Source organism: Streptomyces sp. NPDC032091, assembly GCF_055580265.1.
On sequence record NZ_JBVILR010000012.1, the window covers coordinates 20,959 to 37,734 of the forward strand.

General features: G+C 75.7%; 13 protein-coding genes. 8 read left to right on the forward strand and 5 right to left on the reverse strand.

Annotated elements, in window-relative coordinates:
* Positions 1–5: 5 nt before the first annotated feature.
* On the reverse strand, positions 6–1,463 hold the full coding sequence (locus ACZ5NJ_RS20155; protein WP_468766402.1) for a purine-cytosine permease family protein: 1,458 nt from the start codon (positions 1,461–1,463) through the stop codon (positions 6–8).
* Between the two features lie 70 nt (positions 1,464–1,533).
* Here ACZ5NJ_RS20155 and ACZ5NJ_RS20160 point away from each other — a divergent pair, with 70 nt between their 5' ends.
* Both ACZ5NJ_RS20160 and ACZ5NJ_RS20165 read left to right on the forward strand, forming a co-directional pair.
* Positions 1,534–2,184: a TetR/AcrR family transcriptional regulator gene (locus ACZ5NJ_RS20160; RefSeq protein ID WP_468766403.1), complete on the forward strand. Its 651-nt coding sequence runs from the start codon at positions 1,534–1,536 to the stop codon at positions 2,182–2,184.
* 41 nt (positions 2,185–2,225) lie between these two features.
* On the forward strand, positions 2,226–3,857 hold the full coding sequence (locus ACZ5NJ_RS20165) for an amidohydrolase (protein WP_468766405.1): 1,632 nt from the start codon (positions 2,226–2,228) through the stop codon (positions 3,855–3,857).
* Between the two features lie 25 nt (positions 3,858–3,882).
* Here the strand turns inward: ACZ5NJ_RS20165 and ACZ5NJ_RS20170 are convergent, their stop codons facing one another.
* Complete coding sequence (locus tag ACZ5NJ_RS20170; RefSeq protein ID WP_468766406.1) at positions 3,883–5,442, reverse strand: FAD-dependent monooxygenase; 1,560 nt, start codon at positions 5,440–5,442, stop codon at positions 3,883–3,885.
* Between the two features lie 88 nt (positions 5,443–5,530).
* On the opposite strand from ACZ5NJ_RS20170, the gene ACZ5NJ_RS20175 reads away from it, so the two are divergent.
* Positions 5,531–6,166 carry a TetR/AcrR family transcriptional regulator gene (locus tag ACZ5NJ_RS20175; protein ID WP_468766407.1) on the forward strand — a complete coding sequence of 212 codons (636 nt, stop codon included), beginning with the start codon at positions 5,531–5,533 and terminating at the stop codon, positions 6,164–6,166.
* A 29-nt stretch (positions 6,167–6,195) separates the two neighbouring features.
* Here ACZ5NJ_RS20175 and ACZ5NJ_RS20180 read toward each other — a convergent pair whose 3' ends face one another.
* On the reverse strand, positions 6,196–6,840 hold the full coding sequence (locus ACZ5NJ_RS20180) for a dihydrofolate reductase family protein (protein ID WP_468766408.1): 645 nt from the start codon (positions 6,838–6,840) through the stop codon (positions 6,196–6,198).
* A gap of 213 nt (positions 6,841–7,053) precedes the next feature.
* On the opposite strand from ACZ5NJ_RS20180, the gene ACZ5NJ_RS20185 reads away from it, so the two are divergent.
* Positions 7,054–7,299, forward strand: a complete 246-nt coding sequence (locus tag ACZ5NJ_RS20185) for a hypothetical protein (RefSeq protein WP_468766409.1) — start codon at positions 7,054–7,056, stop codon at positions 7,297–7,299.
* A 30-nt stretch (positions 7,300–7,329) separates the two neighbouring features.
* Here the strand turns inward: ACZ5NJ_RS20185 and ACZ5NJ_RS20190 are convergent, their stop codons facing one another.
* Positions 7,330–9,381, reverse strand: coding sequence for a dynamin family protein (locus tag ACZ5NJ_RS20190; RefSeq protein ID WP_468766410.1), 2,052 nt, complete (start codon positions 9,379–9,381; stop codon positions 7,330–7,332).
* 133 nt (positions 9,382–9,514) lie between these two features.
* Positions 9,515–9,967, reverse strand: coding sequence for a subtilase-type protease inhibitor (locus tag ACZ5NJ_RS20195; RefSeq protein ID WP_468766411.1), 453 nt, complete (start codon positions 9,965–9,967; stop codon positions 9,515–9,517).
* A gap of 360 nt (positions 9,968–10,327) precedes the next feature.
* Here ACZ5NJ_RS20195 and lanKC point away from each other — a divergent pair, with 360 nt between their 5' ends.
* The 4 genes from lanKC (at position 10,328) to ACZ5NJ_RS20215 (ending at position 16,761) form a co-directional block, all read left to right on the forward strand.
* Positions 10,328–12,964, forward strand: coding sequence for a class III lanthionine synthetase LanKC (lanKC, locus tag ACZ5NJ_RS20200; RefSeq protein ID WP_468766412.1), 2,637 nt, complete (start codon positions 10,328–10,330; stop codon positions 12,962–12,964).
* On the forward strand, positions 12,961–13,095 hold the full coding sequence (locus ACZ5NJ_RS20205) for a SapB/AmfS family lanthipeptide (RefSeq protein WP_468766413.1): 135 nt from the start codon (positions 12,961–12,963) through the stop codon (positions 13,093–13,095). Before lanKC ends, ACZ5NJ_RS20205 begins: the two co-directional genes overlap by 4 nt.
* A 100-nt stretch (positions 13,096–13,195) precedes the next feature.
* Positions 13,196–14,956: an ATP-binding cassette domain-containing protein gene (locus ACZ5NJ_RS20210; RefSeq protein ID WP_468766414.1), complete on the forward strand. Its 1,761-nt coding sequence runs from the start codon at positions 13,196–13,198 to the stop codon at positions 14,954–14,956.
* Positions 14,953–16,761, forward strand: a complete 1,809-nt coding sequence (locus ACZ5NJ_RS20215; RefSeq protein ID WP_468766415.1) for an ATP-binding cassette domain-containing protein — start codon at positions 14,953–14,955, stop codon at positions 16,759–16,761. Before ACZ5NJ_RS20210 ends, ACZ5NJ_RS20215 begins: the two co-directional genes overlap by 4 nt.
* Positions 16,762–16,776 lie beyond the last annotated feature (15 nt).

The window sequence follows — 16,776 nt, forward strand, 5'->3', positions numbered from 1 at the left end:
GTGCGTCAGTTCCCGGCGCGGGTGGCGCGGACGGTGGGGTCGGTGCGCATCAGGGCCGCGTAGAGCGTGGCGGAGACGAGCATGCCGGCGGGGAGGGAGAGGTCGATGCCGCCCAGGGCCGCGGCGACCGGGCCCGTGTAGAGGGTGTCGACGCAGAGGGCGGCCGCGCCGACGCCGGCCAGGGTCGCGAGGGCGCCGGCCGGGTTGAAGCCCCCCGTGTACCAGAAGGGGCCGCCGGGGCTCTCGTCGCGGAGCGCCGCGCCGTCGTAGCGGCCGCGCCGCAGCAGGACGTCGGTGGCGTAGACGGCCATCAGGGGGCCGATCAGGACGACGATCACCTGGAGGGCGTTGCCGACGGTGTCGAGGAAGCGGGAGACGAGCAGCCCGTACAGGGTGAGGGCGACGGCGACGGTCCCGTCGAAGAGGACGCTGACGGAGCGGCGGATGCGCAGGCCGACGGCCTGGAGCGCGAGGCCCGCGCTGTAGGCGGTGAGGGCGTTGGCGGCGATCGTGCCGAGGACCAGGGCGAGCAGGAAGACGGGGGCGAACCAGCCGGGCAGGATCCGCTGGAGGGCGTTCTGCGGGTCGGTCATGTCGACGGCGGTCGCGGCGAGCGCGCCGAGGGCGGAGACCAGCACGCTGGGCAGGAAGGCGCCGAGCGCGGTCCATCCGGTGACGGCTCCGCGTGAGGCGGTGCGGGGCAGGTAGCGGGAGAAGTCGGCGCTGGTGGTGTAGGACAGCGGGCCGGAGGCGGTCAGGGTGGTGCCGGCGATCAGGGCCGCCCACAGGGCGGTGCCGGTGAGCGGTTCGGCCGGATGGTAGGAGAGGTCCGCGTGCCGGGCCACCGCCACGGCGACGACGGCGAAGGCGGCCGCGAGGACGAGGGTGATCGGAAGGTAGAGCCTCATGATCATCGCGTGGCCGTAGACGCTGATCGCCAGGGTGAGGGCGGCGATCAGCAGGATCACCGCCACCTTGACGCCGGTGCCCGCCGTCGCACCGGCCCGCTCGACCAGGGAGAAGGCGGCGGTGGAGGCGGCCGCCAGGTTCAGGGCGAAGTAGCAGACGGAGACCAGCCAGCCCCCGACCGCGTTGTTCACGCGGTTGCCGAGGACCCCGTACAGCGCCCGGGTGATCACCTCGCTGGGCGCGCCAGCCGCCGGTCCGGAGGTGGCCAGGAGCCCGGTGAGCAGCCAGAACAGGTTGCCCACGACGAGCACGGCGAGGGTCTGCCACAGGCTCAGCCCCATCAGCACCAGTGCGCCGCCGATCACGAGGCCGAGGTAGTTGACGTTGGCCGCCGCCCAGACGGCGAAGAGGTCCCGGGGCCGGCCGTGGCGTTCGGAGTCGGGGATGAGGTCGATGCCGTGGGCTTCGACGCGCCCCGTCCGCTCGGGCGGGTGCGGGGCCGGTCCCGGTGCGCCGGCCGGGCGGGGCCGGGGGTCGGGGGTCGTGGATGCCATGTGGCCCTCCGGTGTGCGTGCGTATCCCGCCTGCTTGCTTATTGGTCGCACACTCAATAGCATCGCCGGTATGTCGTCAAGCGTTCAGCGCAAACGGGTTCGCAAGTCCCCCGACGCCCGTCGGGCGGAGATCGTCGAGGCGGCGACGCAGGTCGCGCTGACCGAGGGGCTGGAGTGCGTCACGCTCCGGCGGATCGCCGACGGGCTCACCGTCCGGCCCGGTCTGATCAGCCATTACTTCCCGTCCGTGGAGGACCTGGTGGCCGAGGCGTTCGGCAGCGCCGCCGGCGCCGAGCTGGACCGCCTCCTTCCCGAGGACACCGGCGCGGAGGGCCCCACCCGGCGGCTCGCCCGGTTCCTGGCCCACACGGCGGGGGACGACTACGACGCCATCAGCCGCCTGTGGATCAACGCCCGCCACCTCAGCCGCTACCGGCCCGTCCTGCGCGACCGGGTCGCCGCACAGCAGGCCGCCTGGCGCGGCCGCCTGGAGGGGCTGATCCGCGAGGGCGTCGCCCGCGCGGAGTTCCGCACCCCGGATCCGTACGTCTCCACCCTCCAGATCCTCGTCGTCCTGGACGGTCTCGGGGCGCACGCCAACACCGACACCGGCGGCCGGCCCGCGGCGGTCGCCCGGTTGGCCGTCACGACGGCCGAACAGAGCCTCGGCCTGCCGCACGGCGCCCTGGAACCCCCCTCCCGGCCCGCTGGCACCGACTGACCTCTCCTCACCCCTCGCCCCGCCTGCCACAAGGAGTCGCCGTGCGCGCCCGTCTCGTCCTGCTCTCCGCCCGCCTGCTCGACCCCGCGACGGGGCTGTTCCTGCCGCAGACCGCCCTCGCGGCCGGAGAGGACGGCCGGATCCTCGCCCTGGGCGACGACCGGGAGGTACGGGCCCTCGCCGGCCCCGCGACCACGGTCGTCGACCTCAAGGGCGCCGTGGTCACCCCCGGTCTCACCGACGGCCACCTCCATCCGGTCTCCGGCGCCGAACTCACCCACGGCCTGGACCTGTCGGGCTGCACCGGCCTGGAGGACGTACGGCGCGAGCTGGGCGGACGGGTGCGCGGCCTCGCGCCCGGTGAATGGCTGTTCGGCTGGGGCCTGGACCCCAACGTCTTCGGGGACCGGCCCGTCGGGACCGCCCCCTTCGACTCCGTGCTCGACGGGGTCCCGGCGTTCCTGCTGCTCTTCGACGCCCACTCGGCCCTGGCCAGCCGGCGCGCCCTGGAACTGGCCGGGGTCGACGGCCCGCGCACCTTCGGCCAGGCCTCCGCCGAGGTCGTGTGCGACGCCGACGGGCGGCCGACCGGCCTCCTCCAGGAGGACGCCGCCTGCGCACTCGTCGAACGGGTCGCCCCGCGGCCCACGCGCGAGCAGCGCCGGCAGCGGCTCTCGGCGGCCCTGCGGGCCATGGCCGCCGCCGGCCTGACCGGGGGCCACGCCATGGACGCCAACGGGGACAGCCTGGAGCTGTACGCGGAACTCGACGCGGCCGGGGAACTCCCGCTGCGGCTGCGGGTCGCGCCCTGGTGCCAGCCGGGCACCGGCCCCGACGGGGTGCGCGACCTCATCGCACAGCAGGGCACCGGCGGATCGCTGTGGCGGGTCGCGGGGGTGAAGCTGTTCATGGACGGCACCATCGACAACGGCACGGCCTGGCTGGAACACCCCGACCGCGACGGGGAGTCCACGCGCTCCTTCTGGCCGGACCCGGCCGCGTACACGCACGTCGTCGGGGAACTCCACCGGGCGGGCGTGCCCACCGCCACGCACGCGATCGGCGACGCGGCGGTCCGGCACGTGCTCGACTCCGTCGAGAAGGCGCGGGCCTCCGGGGGGCCCGGCGGGGTGCGCCACCGCGTGGAGCACATCGAGACCGTCCCGGACGACACCCTGCGCCGTTTCGCCGAGCTGGGGGTCATCGCGTCCATGCAGCCCACGCACTGCTGTGACTTCACCCGCGCCGACCACACCGACAACTGGTCGCGCCGCCTGGGCGAGGAGCGGGCCTCGCGGGCCTGGCGCTGCCGCGACCTGCGGGACGCCGGCGCCACGGTGGTGCTGGGCTCCGACTGGCCGATCGCGCCGTTCCCGCCGCTGGGCGTGATGGCCGGTGCCCGCCACCGCCGCCCGAGCCGGGACCTGACCCTCGCGCCCCACGGCCCCGGACAGGCCCTCACCGCCCTGGAGGCGCTGCGCGGGATGACCACGGCCCCCGCCTACGCCGCGGGCGCCGAACACGAGTCCGGCCGTCTCGCCCCGGGATTCCGCGCGGACCTGACGGTGCTCGCCGCCGACCCCCTCACCACCGCCGCCGAGGAACTGCCCGGCCTCCCGGTGCTGCTCACGGTGGTGGACGGACGCCCGACGCACCGCGCCGAGGGCCTCTGAGCCCCGGCGCGGGGGCGGCGGGGCCTCACCCCGCCTCCCCCGCGCGGCCGGCCGGGCCGAACCAGCGGGTGAGGGTCTCGGTGAGGCCGGCGCCCCCGGCCCAGCAGACGTACCCGTCCGGCCGGACCAGGACGGCCTCGGCGCCCGCGGCTCCGGACTCCGCCCGGGCCCGCACGCAGGTGACCCGGTCGGCCCAGGGGGCCGCGGCGGCCAGGGGGGCGCCGGTGAGGTCGAGCAGGACCCCGCCGCCGGTGCGCGTCAGATCGCTGAACCGCAGCCGCTCGCCGTCGGCGGCTACGAGGTCGAGGTCCGGCATCCGCAGGCCCAGCAGCGGGTGGGGGGCGGCGTCGGGAGACGGGAGGCAGAGGTCGAGTCCGGCCATCACGCCCGCCATGTACCGGTTCGCCTCGGGCAGGCGGAGCAGGTCGGTGAGCACGTCCCGCAGTTCGCCCACCCCGCCGTCGCGCTGCGGCCCCATGACGACGCCCTGGGCCCGGGTGAGGGCCAGCACGCGCGCGGCGACGGGGTGCCGCTCGGTCTGGTAGGTGTCCAGCAGCTCCTCGCCGACCTCGCCGCGCAGGACCGCAGCGAGCTTCCAGCCGAGGTTGAACGCGTCCTGGACCCCGAGGTTGAGTCCCTGGCCGCCGGCCGGGGAGTGGATGTGGGCGGAGTCCCCGGCGAAGAACACCCGGCCGTGGCGGTAGTGCTCCAGTTGCCGGCTGGCGTCGCTGAACCGGGAGGCGTAGCGGATCTCGGCGACGTCGAGCGTCCCGCCGTGGGTGGCGCGCAGCACCTCGCGGACCTCCTCGGCCGTCACCGGGGCGTCGCGCTCGGCCAGCGCCGTGCGCGGCCCGCTGAAGATGAGCTTCTGGAGCCCGTTCGCCAGCGGGATGATCATGGCGAAGTGGCCCTCGGGCGAGGTGTGGATGCGCGAGCTGATGTGCCCGGAGGAGCTTTCGTCGACGGCGCCGGTGAGCACCAGGTCGGCGGTGGCCATGCGGACGGTGGCGGCCTGGCCGGGGAAGGCGGCGCCCACGATCTTGCGCACCGTGCTGTGGGCACCGTCGCACGCGACGAGGTAGCGGCCCCGCACCGAGCGCTCGCCGTCCGGGGCGGACACGGTGACGGTGACGCCGTCGGCGTCCTGGTGGAGGCCGGTCATCCGGTGCTCCCTCAGCACCCGCCCGCCCAGTGCGGCGAGCCGGTCCTCCAGCACCGCTTCGAGCTGGTCCTGCGGGAGCAGCACGGGGTGCGGGTAGCGGGTGTCCCACGCCGCGTAGTCCAGCGGAACGGGCAGTCCCGCGAAGTGGCCGCCGGCGAGCCGGTAGTCGACCGACCGCCCGAGGGCGTCGTCCAGCAGCCCGCGCAGCGCGAGCATCTCGGCGGTGCGGGGCTGGATCGCCCCGGCGCGGGACTGGAGGTTGCGGCCGGGCAGCCGGTCCAGCAGGACGGCGGGGACGCCGGCGAGGGCGAGTTCGGTGGCGAGCGTCAGCCCGGCACCGCCCGCGCCCACCACGATGACCTCGGTGGCCTCGGTGGCCTCGGTGGCCTCGGTGGCCTTGGCGTGGGTGACCTGCGTGTTCATGGAGCCTCCCGGGAAGATTCCTTCACTTGGGAGATAACTATACCAGGTGCAACTTTCTCCCGGGTCACCTGATTGCTATCGTGTGGGCATGGCTGAGCACCTTGGACTGCGGGAACGCAAGAAGCAGCGCACCCGGCAGACGATTTTCGAAGCGGCGTTGCGCCTGTTCCTGAGCCGCGGGTTCGACGACGTGTCGATCATGGAGATCGCCGAGGCGGCCGAGGTCTCCAAGCGCACGCTGTTCACGTACTTCCCGACCAAGGAAGACCTGGTCCTGCACGTGTTCGCCGACCACGAGGACGAGTCGGCCCGCGTGGTCCGGGCCCGCCCGGCCGGTACGAGCCCGCTGGCCGCCCTGCACGCGCACGAGCTCGACGCCCTGGCGCGGCGGGATCCGGTCACCGGGCTCACCTCCGACCCGGAGGCGGTGGCCTTCGCCCGGCTGCTCAGCACGACGGCGAGCCTCAGCGAACGGCTGCTGCGGTACGCGGAGCGCAGCATCGCGGCGCTGGCGGAGGCGCTGGAGGAAGCCGGGGCCGACGAACTCACCGCGCGGCTCGCCGCCGTACAGATCGTCACCGTGCTGCGCACCCTCGCCGAGCGCAACAGCACGCAGGTACAGGCGGGCCGCCCGGCCGACGAGGTCCACCCCGAGGCCGTCGCCGCCGCCGACCGGGCCTTCGCGCTCCTCGGCGCGGGCCTGGCCGGCGCCCTCCCCGGCTGAGCGGCCGCCCGCCCCGGCCCCGGAAGGGCTCAGGCGCCGGTGCCGGCCCCCCGGTCGGGGGCGCTCATGTCGCCGGTGGCCGGCGTGCCCCCGGCGAGCCCGTAGCGCAGGTACACGGTGCCCTTCGAGCCGGCCACCGGGGGCGCGAGGAGCGTGAGGTTGGCGGGCACCACGCCGTCGTCGAAGACCTTCTTCCCGACGCCGAGCGTGATCGGGTGCAGCCAGAGGTCGAGGCGGTCGAAGAGCCTCTCGCGCAGCAGGGTCTGCACGAGGTTCAGGCTGCCGACGACCTTCACGTGCTCGTGCCGCTCACGGATCTCACGCACCGCGGCGGCCAGGTCGGGGCCGAGCCGCGTGGATCCGGCCCAGGGCAGGTCGGGCTCGCCGCGGGAGGCCACGTACTTGGGCACGCTGTTGAAGAGTGCGGCGATCTCGTTGTCCGGGCCGCCCTTCTGGTGGGGCCAGTAGGCGGCGAAGATGTCGTACGTCCGCCGGCCGAGCAGGAGGGCGTCCGTCCCTTCGTAGGCGGCGCCGACCTGTTCCCCGGTGACGTCGTCGAGCAGGGGCGCCTGCCAGCCGCCGAACGGGAACCCCGCGGGGTCCTCGTCGGGGCCGCCGGGCGCCTGCCCGACCAGGTCGAGCGTGGCGAACAGTTCGATGTGGACGAGGCCCATGGCGTACTCCCGGTGAGTCGGTGCGTTCCGTCAAGGGATAGACCGGCGGGAGCCCGCGAACTCATCGCCGCGCCGTCCGGCACCCCGTCCGTCCCGGCATGCGCGCCCGCCGCCCCGGCGGTACGTTCACAGGGACCCCTCCGCACGGGTTCCGCCCGGCCGGGAGGGCGACGAGGGACGGCGGGGGTTCCGCCGTCCGGAGAGGACCGGCCGATGAAAGGGCTACGCGTCTTCGGTGTGCTCGCCGCGGTGACGGCCGCCGCCCTCCTGCCCGCCGAGTCGGCCCGGGCCGCCCCGGCGGTGACCGCCATGGACTGTGCGGCGATCACCAGCCTGATCTCGGACCCGAACGTCCCCGTCGCGGAGAAGAAGGAAGCGGCCCGGGACTTCGTGAACACCCACACGAGGGCGGAGATCGACGAGTGCCGCGTCGACTTCCAGAACGGCGGTATGCGCTAGACCGGGGCCTCCTCCGGTCCGGCCCGCGGGTCAGCGGCCGGCGAGGTCGTTGCCGAGGGCGTCGCGGAGGTCCTGGAGTTCGGTGACCAGGGCCTGGCCGCTCTGGTTCACGGGGGTGAGGCACTCGATCACGGCGCGGCTGCGGACGGTGTCCTCCGCGTTGATGCGCTCCATGATCTGGGCCAGCGTCGCCTTCAGGCGTGCCCGGTGCTGGGCGTGGTGGTGCTCGACCGCGTCGACGAGCAGCCGGCCCTGGCTCTGGGTGACGTTCTCGAAGGCGCTGCGGGCCTGCTTCACCTGTTCGTCGATCATGTCCTTGCGTTCCTGACGGGCCCGCTGGACCTTGGACTCGCGGTCCTTGAGGAGGTCCGTGACCTTGGCGATGGCGATCGCCGTCAGGACGGCGGCCCCCGCCGGAACGGCGATCGTGGTGAGGCTGAGGCTGGTCGTGAGCCACACCGCACCCGCCGCGAGGGGGCTGGCGACGCCGAGGGTGTTGGCCGCGGCCTGGACCACCCCGTAGGCCGTGAGGGGCTGGCGGCCGTCGGTCCGCATCGGGAAGTAGCTCGTGTCGAGCGGCTCCGGGGAGACCAGCTGGGTACCGGTGTCGACGCCGAGGTCCGCCCGCAGCAGCTGCCGGGCGCTCGCGTCGAAGGCCTGCAGCTCGCGTTCCCACAGGGTCGCCGGTCCCTCGGGCGAGGTCATCCACCGGCTGAACAGCTGCACTTGGAGCACGTCGACCTCATTGGCGTGCTCGGCGCTCAGGTTGCCGCCGTCGATCAGCGGGTCGAGCCGCCGGTGCAGTACGTCGGCCAGTCCGCCGAACGGCGCCCGTGCCGCCCGGATCCTGCGCTGCAGCTCGCGTCCGAGGTCGGACCGGATGCCGTCCAGGGAGCGTTCGGCGCCCGCGATGCGGCCGCGCAGGCCCTGCTGCTGGACCTCCAGGTCCTCCACGGCCAGCAGGTGGGTGTCGAGCATGTCGGCGAGCTGGCGCTGGCGGCGCCGGACGAGCCAGCGCGCCTCGTCGGCGACCTGGCGCAGGTGCGCGTGGCCCGCGCCGGATTCCATCAGGTCGCGCAGGTGGTCGCGCAGGGTCTCCATGCCGCTGAGCCGCCTGAGGGTGTCGCCGTCGTCCCCCTGGGCGTTCCTGAAGTCCCCCTCGGCTTCCCAGGCGGCCGACACGGGCAGGAACCCCTCCCCGATGAACTGGCCGCCCGGGGCGCCGAAGTGCGTGCGCAGGTAGGCGTTGTTCGTGGCCAGCACGCTCTTCCAGGCGGCCCGGCCCTGCTCGCGCTGGGTCGCCAGGTCGATCCCGGAGAGGACCCACAGCACCCTCTTGTTGGCGTTGCTCTGCATGTGGTGGGCGTACAGGTCCCGGATGAGCTGGAGTTCGTTCGCGGTGAGGGCCGAGGTCGCGTGGCTGACGTAGACGAAGCAGTCGGCCTTCGCCCAGGCCTCCCGCATGATGATCTCGTGTTCCTCGATCGGGGACTCCGAGCCGGGCAGGTCGAAGAGCTTGACCGGCAGCCGGGCGTCGGAGAGGAGCACCTCGATGGATTCGACCCGCAGGTTCATGTGCTCGCGGCGGCGGTTGGTGACGTCGCCGTCCACCGCTCCGTACGCGGCGACCACGGCGGGCGGCAGGTCGGTGCCGATGTCCTCCACCCTGCCGCCCGCGAACCTGGCGCGCAGCCGTGCCCGGCCGGCGCCCTCCTCGGCCGGTTCGTCACCCACGGGGACGACGGTGCAGGGGCAGGCCGTGGTCGGGCGGGCCGAGGACGGGAGCACGCCGAGGTACTCGGCCGACGGCATCCCGTCCTCGTCGGTGATGGGGACGTACTCCAGGCCGCCCTGTAAGCCGCTGATCAGGAAGCTCTTGCCGGACGACTGCCGTCCGAGCAGGGCCACGTTGAGCATGGACGACAGGACGCGCGTGCGCAGGGCCTCCACCCGTGCGGCGTCGTCGGCGAGGCCCGCCGCATCGGGGAGGAGGTCGCGCGGCCCCTCGTCGTCGCACAGCCAGCGTTCGCAGCGGCTGAGCAGGTGCTTGAGTTCGTCCTGGGCTTCCTCGACCGGCATCATGCCGGTACTTCTACCGCAGGACGGCGCCGCGCGCCGCCGGAACCGGTCAAGGCCACTCCGGTTCCCTGGAGTTGCGGGCCGCCGGACTCGGTTGACGATGGCCCCGGCGTGCCGGCGGGCAGGGTGGTGCGGGTCAGAAGGCGAAGACCGGGTCGCCCTTGAGGGTCGCGGACATCACGCACGGGTTGGCGAAGGAGTGCTTCCAGGTGAGGCGGCTGCCCTGCCACACGCCGTCCGCGGTGACGGTGACGGGGTCGAGGTGCTTCGGGCAGGCGCGGCCGGGGTCCGGGGCGGTCAGCAGACGGTCGAACCGGCCGCCGGTGGCGTTCACGGCATCGCACGCGGCCCTGGGGGCGGGGTGGGTGCCCTCGGCGGTGTAGGCGCAGGTGAGGACGGCGGCCCGCAGGACGGCGCCCGGGGCGGCGTCGTTCCCGCGGGCGACGGTGAGGACCAGGGCGGACGGGCCGGACCCTGCGGAGGGGCCGGACGGTGCGGAGGGGGCCGCGGACTCGGCCCGTGCCACGCCCATGGTCCCGCCGAGGCAGAGGAGGGCGGCGGCGGAGACTGCGGCCAGACGGTGACGCATGATCAACTCCCTTTCGAATCCAAGGCGTCGGGCGGTCCAGAAGCTTCTTGTGGTGCTCAAGCGGGACCGACCCTCCCAGATCCGAAGGGCAGTCGCACCTCGACGAACGGATTACGGACACCTGGTCCGGATATCGGAGCGCGCAGGTGGCACGGCCGCCGTCCCCCTTCCGCCCTGGTGGCGGCCGCCCCGCACCGGGCGGACGGGCCCCCGAGGGTGACCGGAACGGGGCGGCCCGGAGCTCCCGCCGGGGCGCCGGTGACCCGTGCGTACCGCATGCCGGGCTGGTGACAAACACGACTGTCGCGGGCCTTCCGCGGCGTGCCACCTTTGCTCACGTCACCGACCGAGGGAGCAGGTGTGAACAACGGGCACGCGGCCTTCTGCGACGCCGACCGCTGGTTCTACGACGCACCGTACCGGCGTGCCGGCGAGGCCTTCCCGGCCGCCCTCGCCCCCGTACCCGAGGGCTGGCGCTCGCACCGCAGCGGCGACTGGCTCGCCCTGCGCCCCCTCGACCTGGACCTGCCCTCCCAGGGCTGGAAGATCCACGTCTCGGCCTGCCTCGACAACGCCGAGCGGATCCTCGACCGGGTGTACGCCTACTGCGTCGAGCGGCGGATCGCCTTCAAGTTCGTCCCCAGCCGCTACCTGCTGCACCTGCGCAACGCCAAGTACGCGGACCGCGCGGCGAGCGGCAAGTTCCTCACCGTCTACCCCGCCGACCCGGACGCCTGCCGGCGCGTCGCCGAGGACCTGGACGCCCTGTTGGCGGGCGAGCCCGGCCCCTACATCCTGAGCGACCTGCGGTGGAACGACGGCCCGGTCCACCTGCGCTACGGCAGCTTCACCCTCCGGCACTGCTACGACGACCGCGGCGAGCTGGTCCCCGCGATCGAGGCGCCCGACGGACGGCTGGTGCCCGACGCCCGCGGCCCGGTGTTCCAGCCGCCCGCCTGGATCGAGCCGCCCGCCTTCCTGCGGCCCCACCTGGAACGGCGCGCGGCCGTCACCCTGGAGGGCGTCCCCTACACCGTGGAGCGGGCCCTGCACTTCTCCAACGGCGGCGGCGTCTACGCGGGCCGCGACACCCGCACCGGCGAACGGGTCGTCCTCAAGGAGGCCCGCCCCTTCGCGGGGCTCGCCGCCGACGGGGCGGACGCCGTGACCCGGCTGCACCGCGAAAGCCGGGCGCTGGAGCGCCTGGCCGGACTGGACTGCGTACCCGCCGTCCACGGGACCTTCACCGTCGGCGACCACCACTTCCTCGCGCTCCAGTACCTCGACGGCCACCCCCTCAACACCTACTTCGCCCGCCGCCACCCCCTGATCGAGGCCGACCCCGCCCCCGCCGAGCTCGCCGCCTACACCGACTGGGCGCTGAAGATCCACGCGCGGGTGACCGAGGCCGTCGACGCCGTCCACGCCCGCGGCGTCGTCTTCAACGACCTGCACCTGTTCAACATCATGGTCGCGGAGGACCCGGTCACGGGCGAACCCTCCGTCGCCCTGCTGGACTTCGAGGCCGCCGCCCACGTCGACGAGGGCCTGCGCCAGACGGTGGCCAACCCGGCCTTCGTCGCCCCGCCCGAACGGCGCGGCTTCGCCGTCGACCGCTACGCCCTGGCCTGCCTGCGCCTGGCCCTGTTCCTGCCGCTGACCAGCCTGCTCGTCATGGACCGGGGCAAGGCCGCGCACCTCGCGGACATCGCCGCCGAGCAGTTCCCCGTGCCCCGCGCCTTCCTCGACGAGGCGGTGCGCGAGATCCTCGCCGGCCCGGTCTCCGACGCCCCCGCCGGGCGGCTGCCCGCCCCCGCCCGGCCGTACCTCCCGGCGGCGCCGCAGGACTGGCCGGCCGCCCGCGCCTCGCTGACGGCGGCCCTGCACGCCGCCGCCACCCCGGACCGCGAGGACCGCCTCTTCCCCGGGGACCCCGCCCAGTTCGCCACCGCGGGCGGCGGCACCGCCTTCGGCCACGGCGCCGCGGGCGTCCTCTACGCCCTGGCCGAAACGGGCGGCGCGCCCTGGCCCGAGGCGGAGGAGTGGCTGCTCGCCAGGACGAAGGACCCGGCGTCCGGCACCCCGCTCGGCTTCTACGACGGGCTCGCCGGACTGGCCTGGACCCATCACCGCCTCGGCCACCACGACCGCGCGCTCGCCCTGGTGGAACGCCTGCTGGACGAGCAGTGGCAGTCCGCGGGACCCGACCTGCACGGCGGCCTCGCCGGCATCGGGCTCGCCCTGGACTCCCTCGCCGCCGCCACCGGTGACGGCGCCCTGCAGGCGGCGGCCCTGCGCTGCGCCGGCCTGGCCCACGCCGCGGCCCCCGCGCTCGCCCGCACCGGGCTGCTCCACGGCCACAGCGGGATCGCCCTGCTGCACCTGCGCCTGTACGAGCGCACCGGCGACCGCGAACTGCTGCGGCGCGCCGGGGAGTTCCTCCAGCGCGACCTCGACCACTGCGTGACCAGCGCCTTCGGCACCCTCCAGGTGGACGAGGGCTGGCGCACCATGCCGTACCTCGGCGCCGGCAGCGTGGGCATCGGCATGGTCCTCGACGACTGGGCGCAGCTCGCGGACGACGACCGCTTCGACGCGGAGCGGGCCCGGATCGTCCAGGCGGCCCAGGCGACCTTCTACGCCCAGCCCGGACTCTTCCGCGGCGCGGCCGGGATGATCCTGCACCTGTCCCGGACCACCACTCCCGGGCCCGGCACCCGGGCCGAGGACATCGCCCGGCAGATCGAGGCCCTGGCCCGCCACGCGCTCCCGTACCAGGGGCACCTCGCGTTCCCCGGCGAGCAGATGATGCGCCTGTCGATGGACCTGTCCACCGGCACCGCCGGCGCCCTCCTCGCCCTCGGCAGCGCCGCGACCGGCGGTCGCGCGCACCTGCCGTTCCTGCCGCCGCCGCGCACCGCGGCGGCCCCAGAGCCGGTCCCCCCGGGGACCGTGACACAGCAGAACACACCCCCGATGGAAAGGAACCCGTCATGACCCTTCTCGACCTGCAGTCCATGGAGACCCCGAAGGAAGAGACCACCGAGGCCGCGCACACCGGCGGCGGCAGCCGCGCCAGCCTCCTCCTGTGCGGCGACAGCAGCCTGAGCGTCACGACCTGTAACTGACCGGGTCCCCCCGGGCCCGGGCGACGACTCGTCGCCCGGGCCCGCACCACATCCCCGGGCACCCCGTCCCGGCCCCGGGACAGACGAGGAGCCGCTGCCGATGACCCCGTCCGACGTCCCCGGCGAGACGGCGGCCGCCGATGCCGCCGATGCCGCCGACCGGGCGCTGAAGGCGGCCGCACGGCACAGCGCCGGCCGCACCGCCGCCGTGTTCGGCTGCTCGCTGGCCGCCGCGTGCGCGGCGCTCGCCGAACCGGCCGTCCTCGGCCACGCCCTCGACCTGCTCCTGCGCCGCGACCCCTCCGCCACCGCGTGGACCCTGGGGTGCGCGGCGGCGATCGCCGCCGAGGTGCTGCTGGACGCGGCGACCGTGCGGCTCACCGGCAGCGTCGACGCCCGCTCCACGGCCTGGCTGCGCCGGCGCGCGCTGGCCGCGCTGCTGGCCACGGCACCGCACCACGCGGCCCGGCACTCCCCCGGCGAACTCTCCGCCCGGCTCACGGCCCACGCCGCCGGCGCCGGGACCGTCCCGGCGGCGGTCGCGACGGCCGTCACGGCCGTGCTGCCCCCGCTCGGTGGACTCGCCGCCCTGTTCCTCGTCGACGTCTGGACCGGCCTGGCCTTCCTCGCCGGGGTGCCCGTGCTGGCGCTGCTGCTGAGGGCCTTCGCCCGCGCCTCGGGGGCCAGCGTCGGCCGGTACCAGCAGGTCCAGCTCGCCCTGGCCGGACGCCTCGCCGAGGCCCTGGCCGGCGCCCGGACCATCGCCGCCGCGGGGACCGCGGACCGCGAGGCGGCCCGGATCCTCGCCCCGCTGCCCGAACTGGGCCGCGAGGGACGGCGGATGTGGCGAATCTACGGCGGCACCATGGCCCGTACCGGCGCCCTGATGCCGCTCCTGCTGTACGTGGTCCTCGGCGTCGGCGGCATCCGCCTGGCGGCCGGGGCACTCGGCGTCGGCGGTCTGCTCGCCGCCGTCCGCTACGCGGGACTCGCCGCCGGTGCCGGTGCCGTCACCGCCCGGCTCGCGGCGGTGGTGCGCGGCCGCGCCGCCGCCCGCCGCACGGCGGCCCTGCTCGGCCTGCCCGAACTCCCCCAGGGCGCACGGGAGCACGCACCCGACGGGCCCGGCACGCTGGAGCTGCGCGGGGTCCGGGTCGAACGCGCGGGACGGACCGTGCTGCACGGCATCGACCTGCGGCTGCCGGGCGGCACCACCACCGCCGTCGTGGGCCGCTCCGGCTCCGGCAAGAGCCTGCTGGCCGCCGCCGTCGGACGGCTGACCGCCTGCGACGGGGGCCGGGTCCTGCTCGACGGCACCCCGCTGGAGGAACTCACCGCCGACGCGCTGCGGCGGGAGGTGGGCCACGCCTTCGAGCGGCCCGCCCTGTTCGGGCGGAGCGTCGGCGCGGCCATCGCCTTCGGGACCCGGCCCGCGCCCGGCGGCGACGCCGTGCGCGCCGCGGCCCGGGCGGCGGGGGCCGACGCGTTCGTGCGCCGCCTCCCCGGCGGCTACCGCACCCCGCTCCAGGACGCTCCGCTGTCCGGCGGGGAACTGCAACGCCTCGGCCTGGCGCGGGCCTTCTGCGGGGCGGGACGGGTACTCGTCCTGGACGACGCCACCTCCAGCCTGGACACCGTCACCGCCCGCGAGGTGGAACGCGCCCTGGCCCGTGACGTGCGCGCTCGGACCCGGCTGGTGGTGACCCACCGGGCCGCCACGGCCGCGCGCGCCGACCTCGTCGTCTGGCTGGACGAGGGCAGGGTCCGGGCGACGGGGCCGCACGCGCAGCTGTGGCGGGACCCCGCCTACCGCTCGCTGTTCGGCTGGGACGCGGACCACTCCGGCGGGACCGGCCGGTGAGCGCCGACGGGACCGGCGCCTGGCGCCGCGTCGGAGGTGAGGGACGCCGTTTCCTGCGCGGCCGGATCCGGACGCTGCGCACCCTGGCCCTGTGGTCCCTGCTGGAATCCGCCCACACCTTCCTCGGCGGCTACGCGGTGGCCCGCGCCCTCGACGACGGCTTCCTCGCCGCCCGGACCGGCACCGGCCTGGTCTGGCTGGCGGTCGCCGGAGCCGGGGCCGTCCTCGGCGGCCTCGCCCTGCGGGGGGTCTTCGGCGGGCTCGCGGAGCTGGTCGAGCCGCTGCGCGACGGTCTGGTGCGCCGGGCCGTGCGCCAGGCCCTGGAGCGCGCGGTCGCCGACCCGGCCCGGGCCGGCCGGGACGGGGCCGTCTCGCGGCTGGCCCAGCAGACCGAGATGGCGCGGGACTCGTTCGCGGGACTGGTGCTCGTCGCCCGGTCCTTCGTCTTCACCGCGGCGGGCGCGCTGGCCGGCATGGCGGCGCTGGCGCCGGTCCTGCTGCTGTTCGTGCTGCCGCCGCTGCTCCTGGGGACGGCCGGCTTCCTGCTCACGCTCCGCCCGGTGGCGCGGGCGCAGCGGCGCGCGCTCGACGCCGACGAGGCCCTGGCCGCCCGGACCGGTGAACTGGCGGCGGGGCTGCGCGACGTGGTCGCCTGCGGCGGCGGGGCGCGGGCGGGGGCCGGGCTGCTGGCGCCGATCACCGAACAGGAGCGGCTGACCCGGCTGCTCGCCCGGTGGTCCGCCCTGCGCACCCTGGCGCTCGGGGTGGCGGGCCGGCTGCCCGTCGTCGCGCTGCTCCTGGGGGCGCCGTGGCTGCTGGGACGCGGGGTGAGCGCCGGCGCCCTGGCCGCCGCGCTCACCTACCTGGTCCAGTCGCTGCTGCCCGCGCTCGACGCGCTCATGGGCGCCCTGGGCTCCGCGGGCACCCGCCTCGTGGTGGTCCTGGACCGCTTCTGCACCCCGGACCCGGTAGGACCGCAGGCGGGCGCGGTAGGGGGGCCGGCCGCCGCTCCGGCTCCGGGTCCGGGACCGTCGCCGGGACCGGCCCCCGGGCGGCGGCCCGGCCCGGCGGTCCCCCGGCACCCCGGCGCGGCGGCCGAGCTGCGCGGGGTGCGGTTCGCGTACGGGGTGCGCGCCGAGCCGGTGCTCGACGGCCTGGACCTGGTCCTGCGTGAGGGGGAGCACCTGGCCGTCGTCGGCCCGAGCGGCATCGGCAAGTCCACGCTCACCGCGCTGCTGGCGGGGCTCCTCCCGCCCGGCCGCGGCACCGTACTGCTGGCCGGTGCCCCCGCCCGCCCCGGCCCCGCGCGGGGCCCCGACCCGCGGCGGACCCTGCTGCCGCAGCAGGCGTACGTGTTCACGGGCTCCGTGCGCGAGAACCTGGGCCAGCTGTGCCCCGGGCCGGTACCCGGGGCAGAGCTGGAGCGGGCCGTGGCCGCCCTCGGGGCGGACGGCCTGGTGGACCGGCTGGGCGGCCCGGACGCACCGGTCGACCCGGCCGCGCTCTCGCAGGGCGAGCGCCAGCAGCTGGCCCTCGTCGCCGCCTACCTGTCGCCGGCGCCCCTGCTGCTGCTGGACGAGGCCACCTGCCACCTCGACCCGGCGGCCGAGGAACGCGCCGAGCGGGCGCTCGCCGCCCGCCCGGGCACGCTCGTCGTGGTGGCCCACCGCATCTCCTCCGCGGCACGGGCGGACCGGGTCCTCGTCCTGGACGGGAACCGTGCGGTCTGCGGCACGCACGAGGACCTCCCGGCCAGGTCGGTCCTGTACCGCGAGCTGGTGGGGGTCTGGAACGCCGGAGTGTGAGCGGGGCCGGCGGGC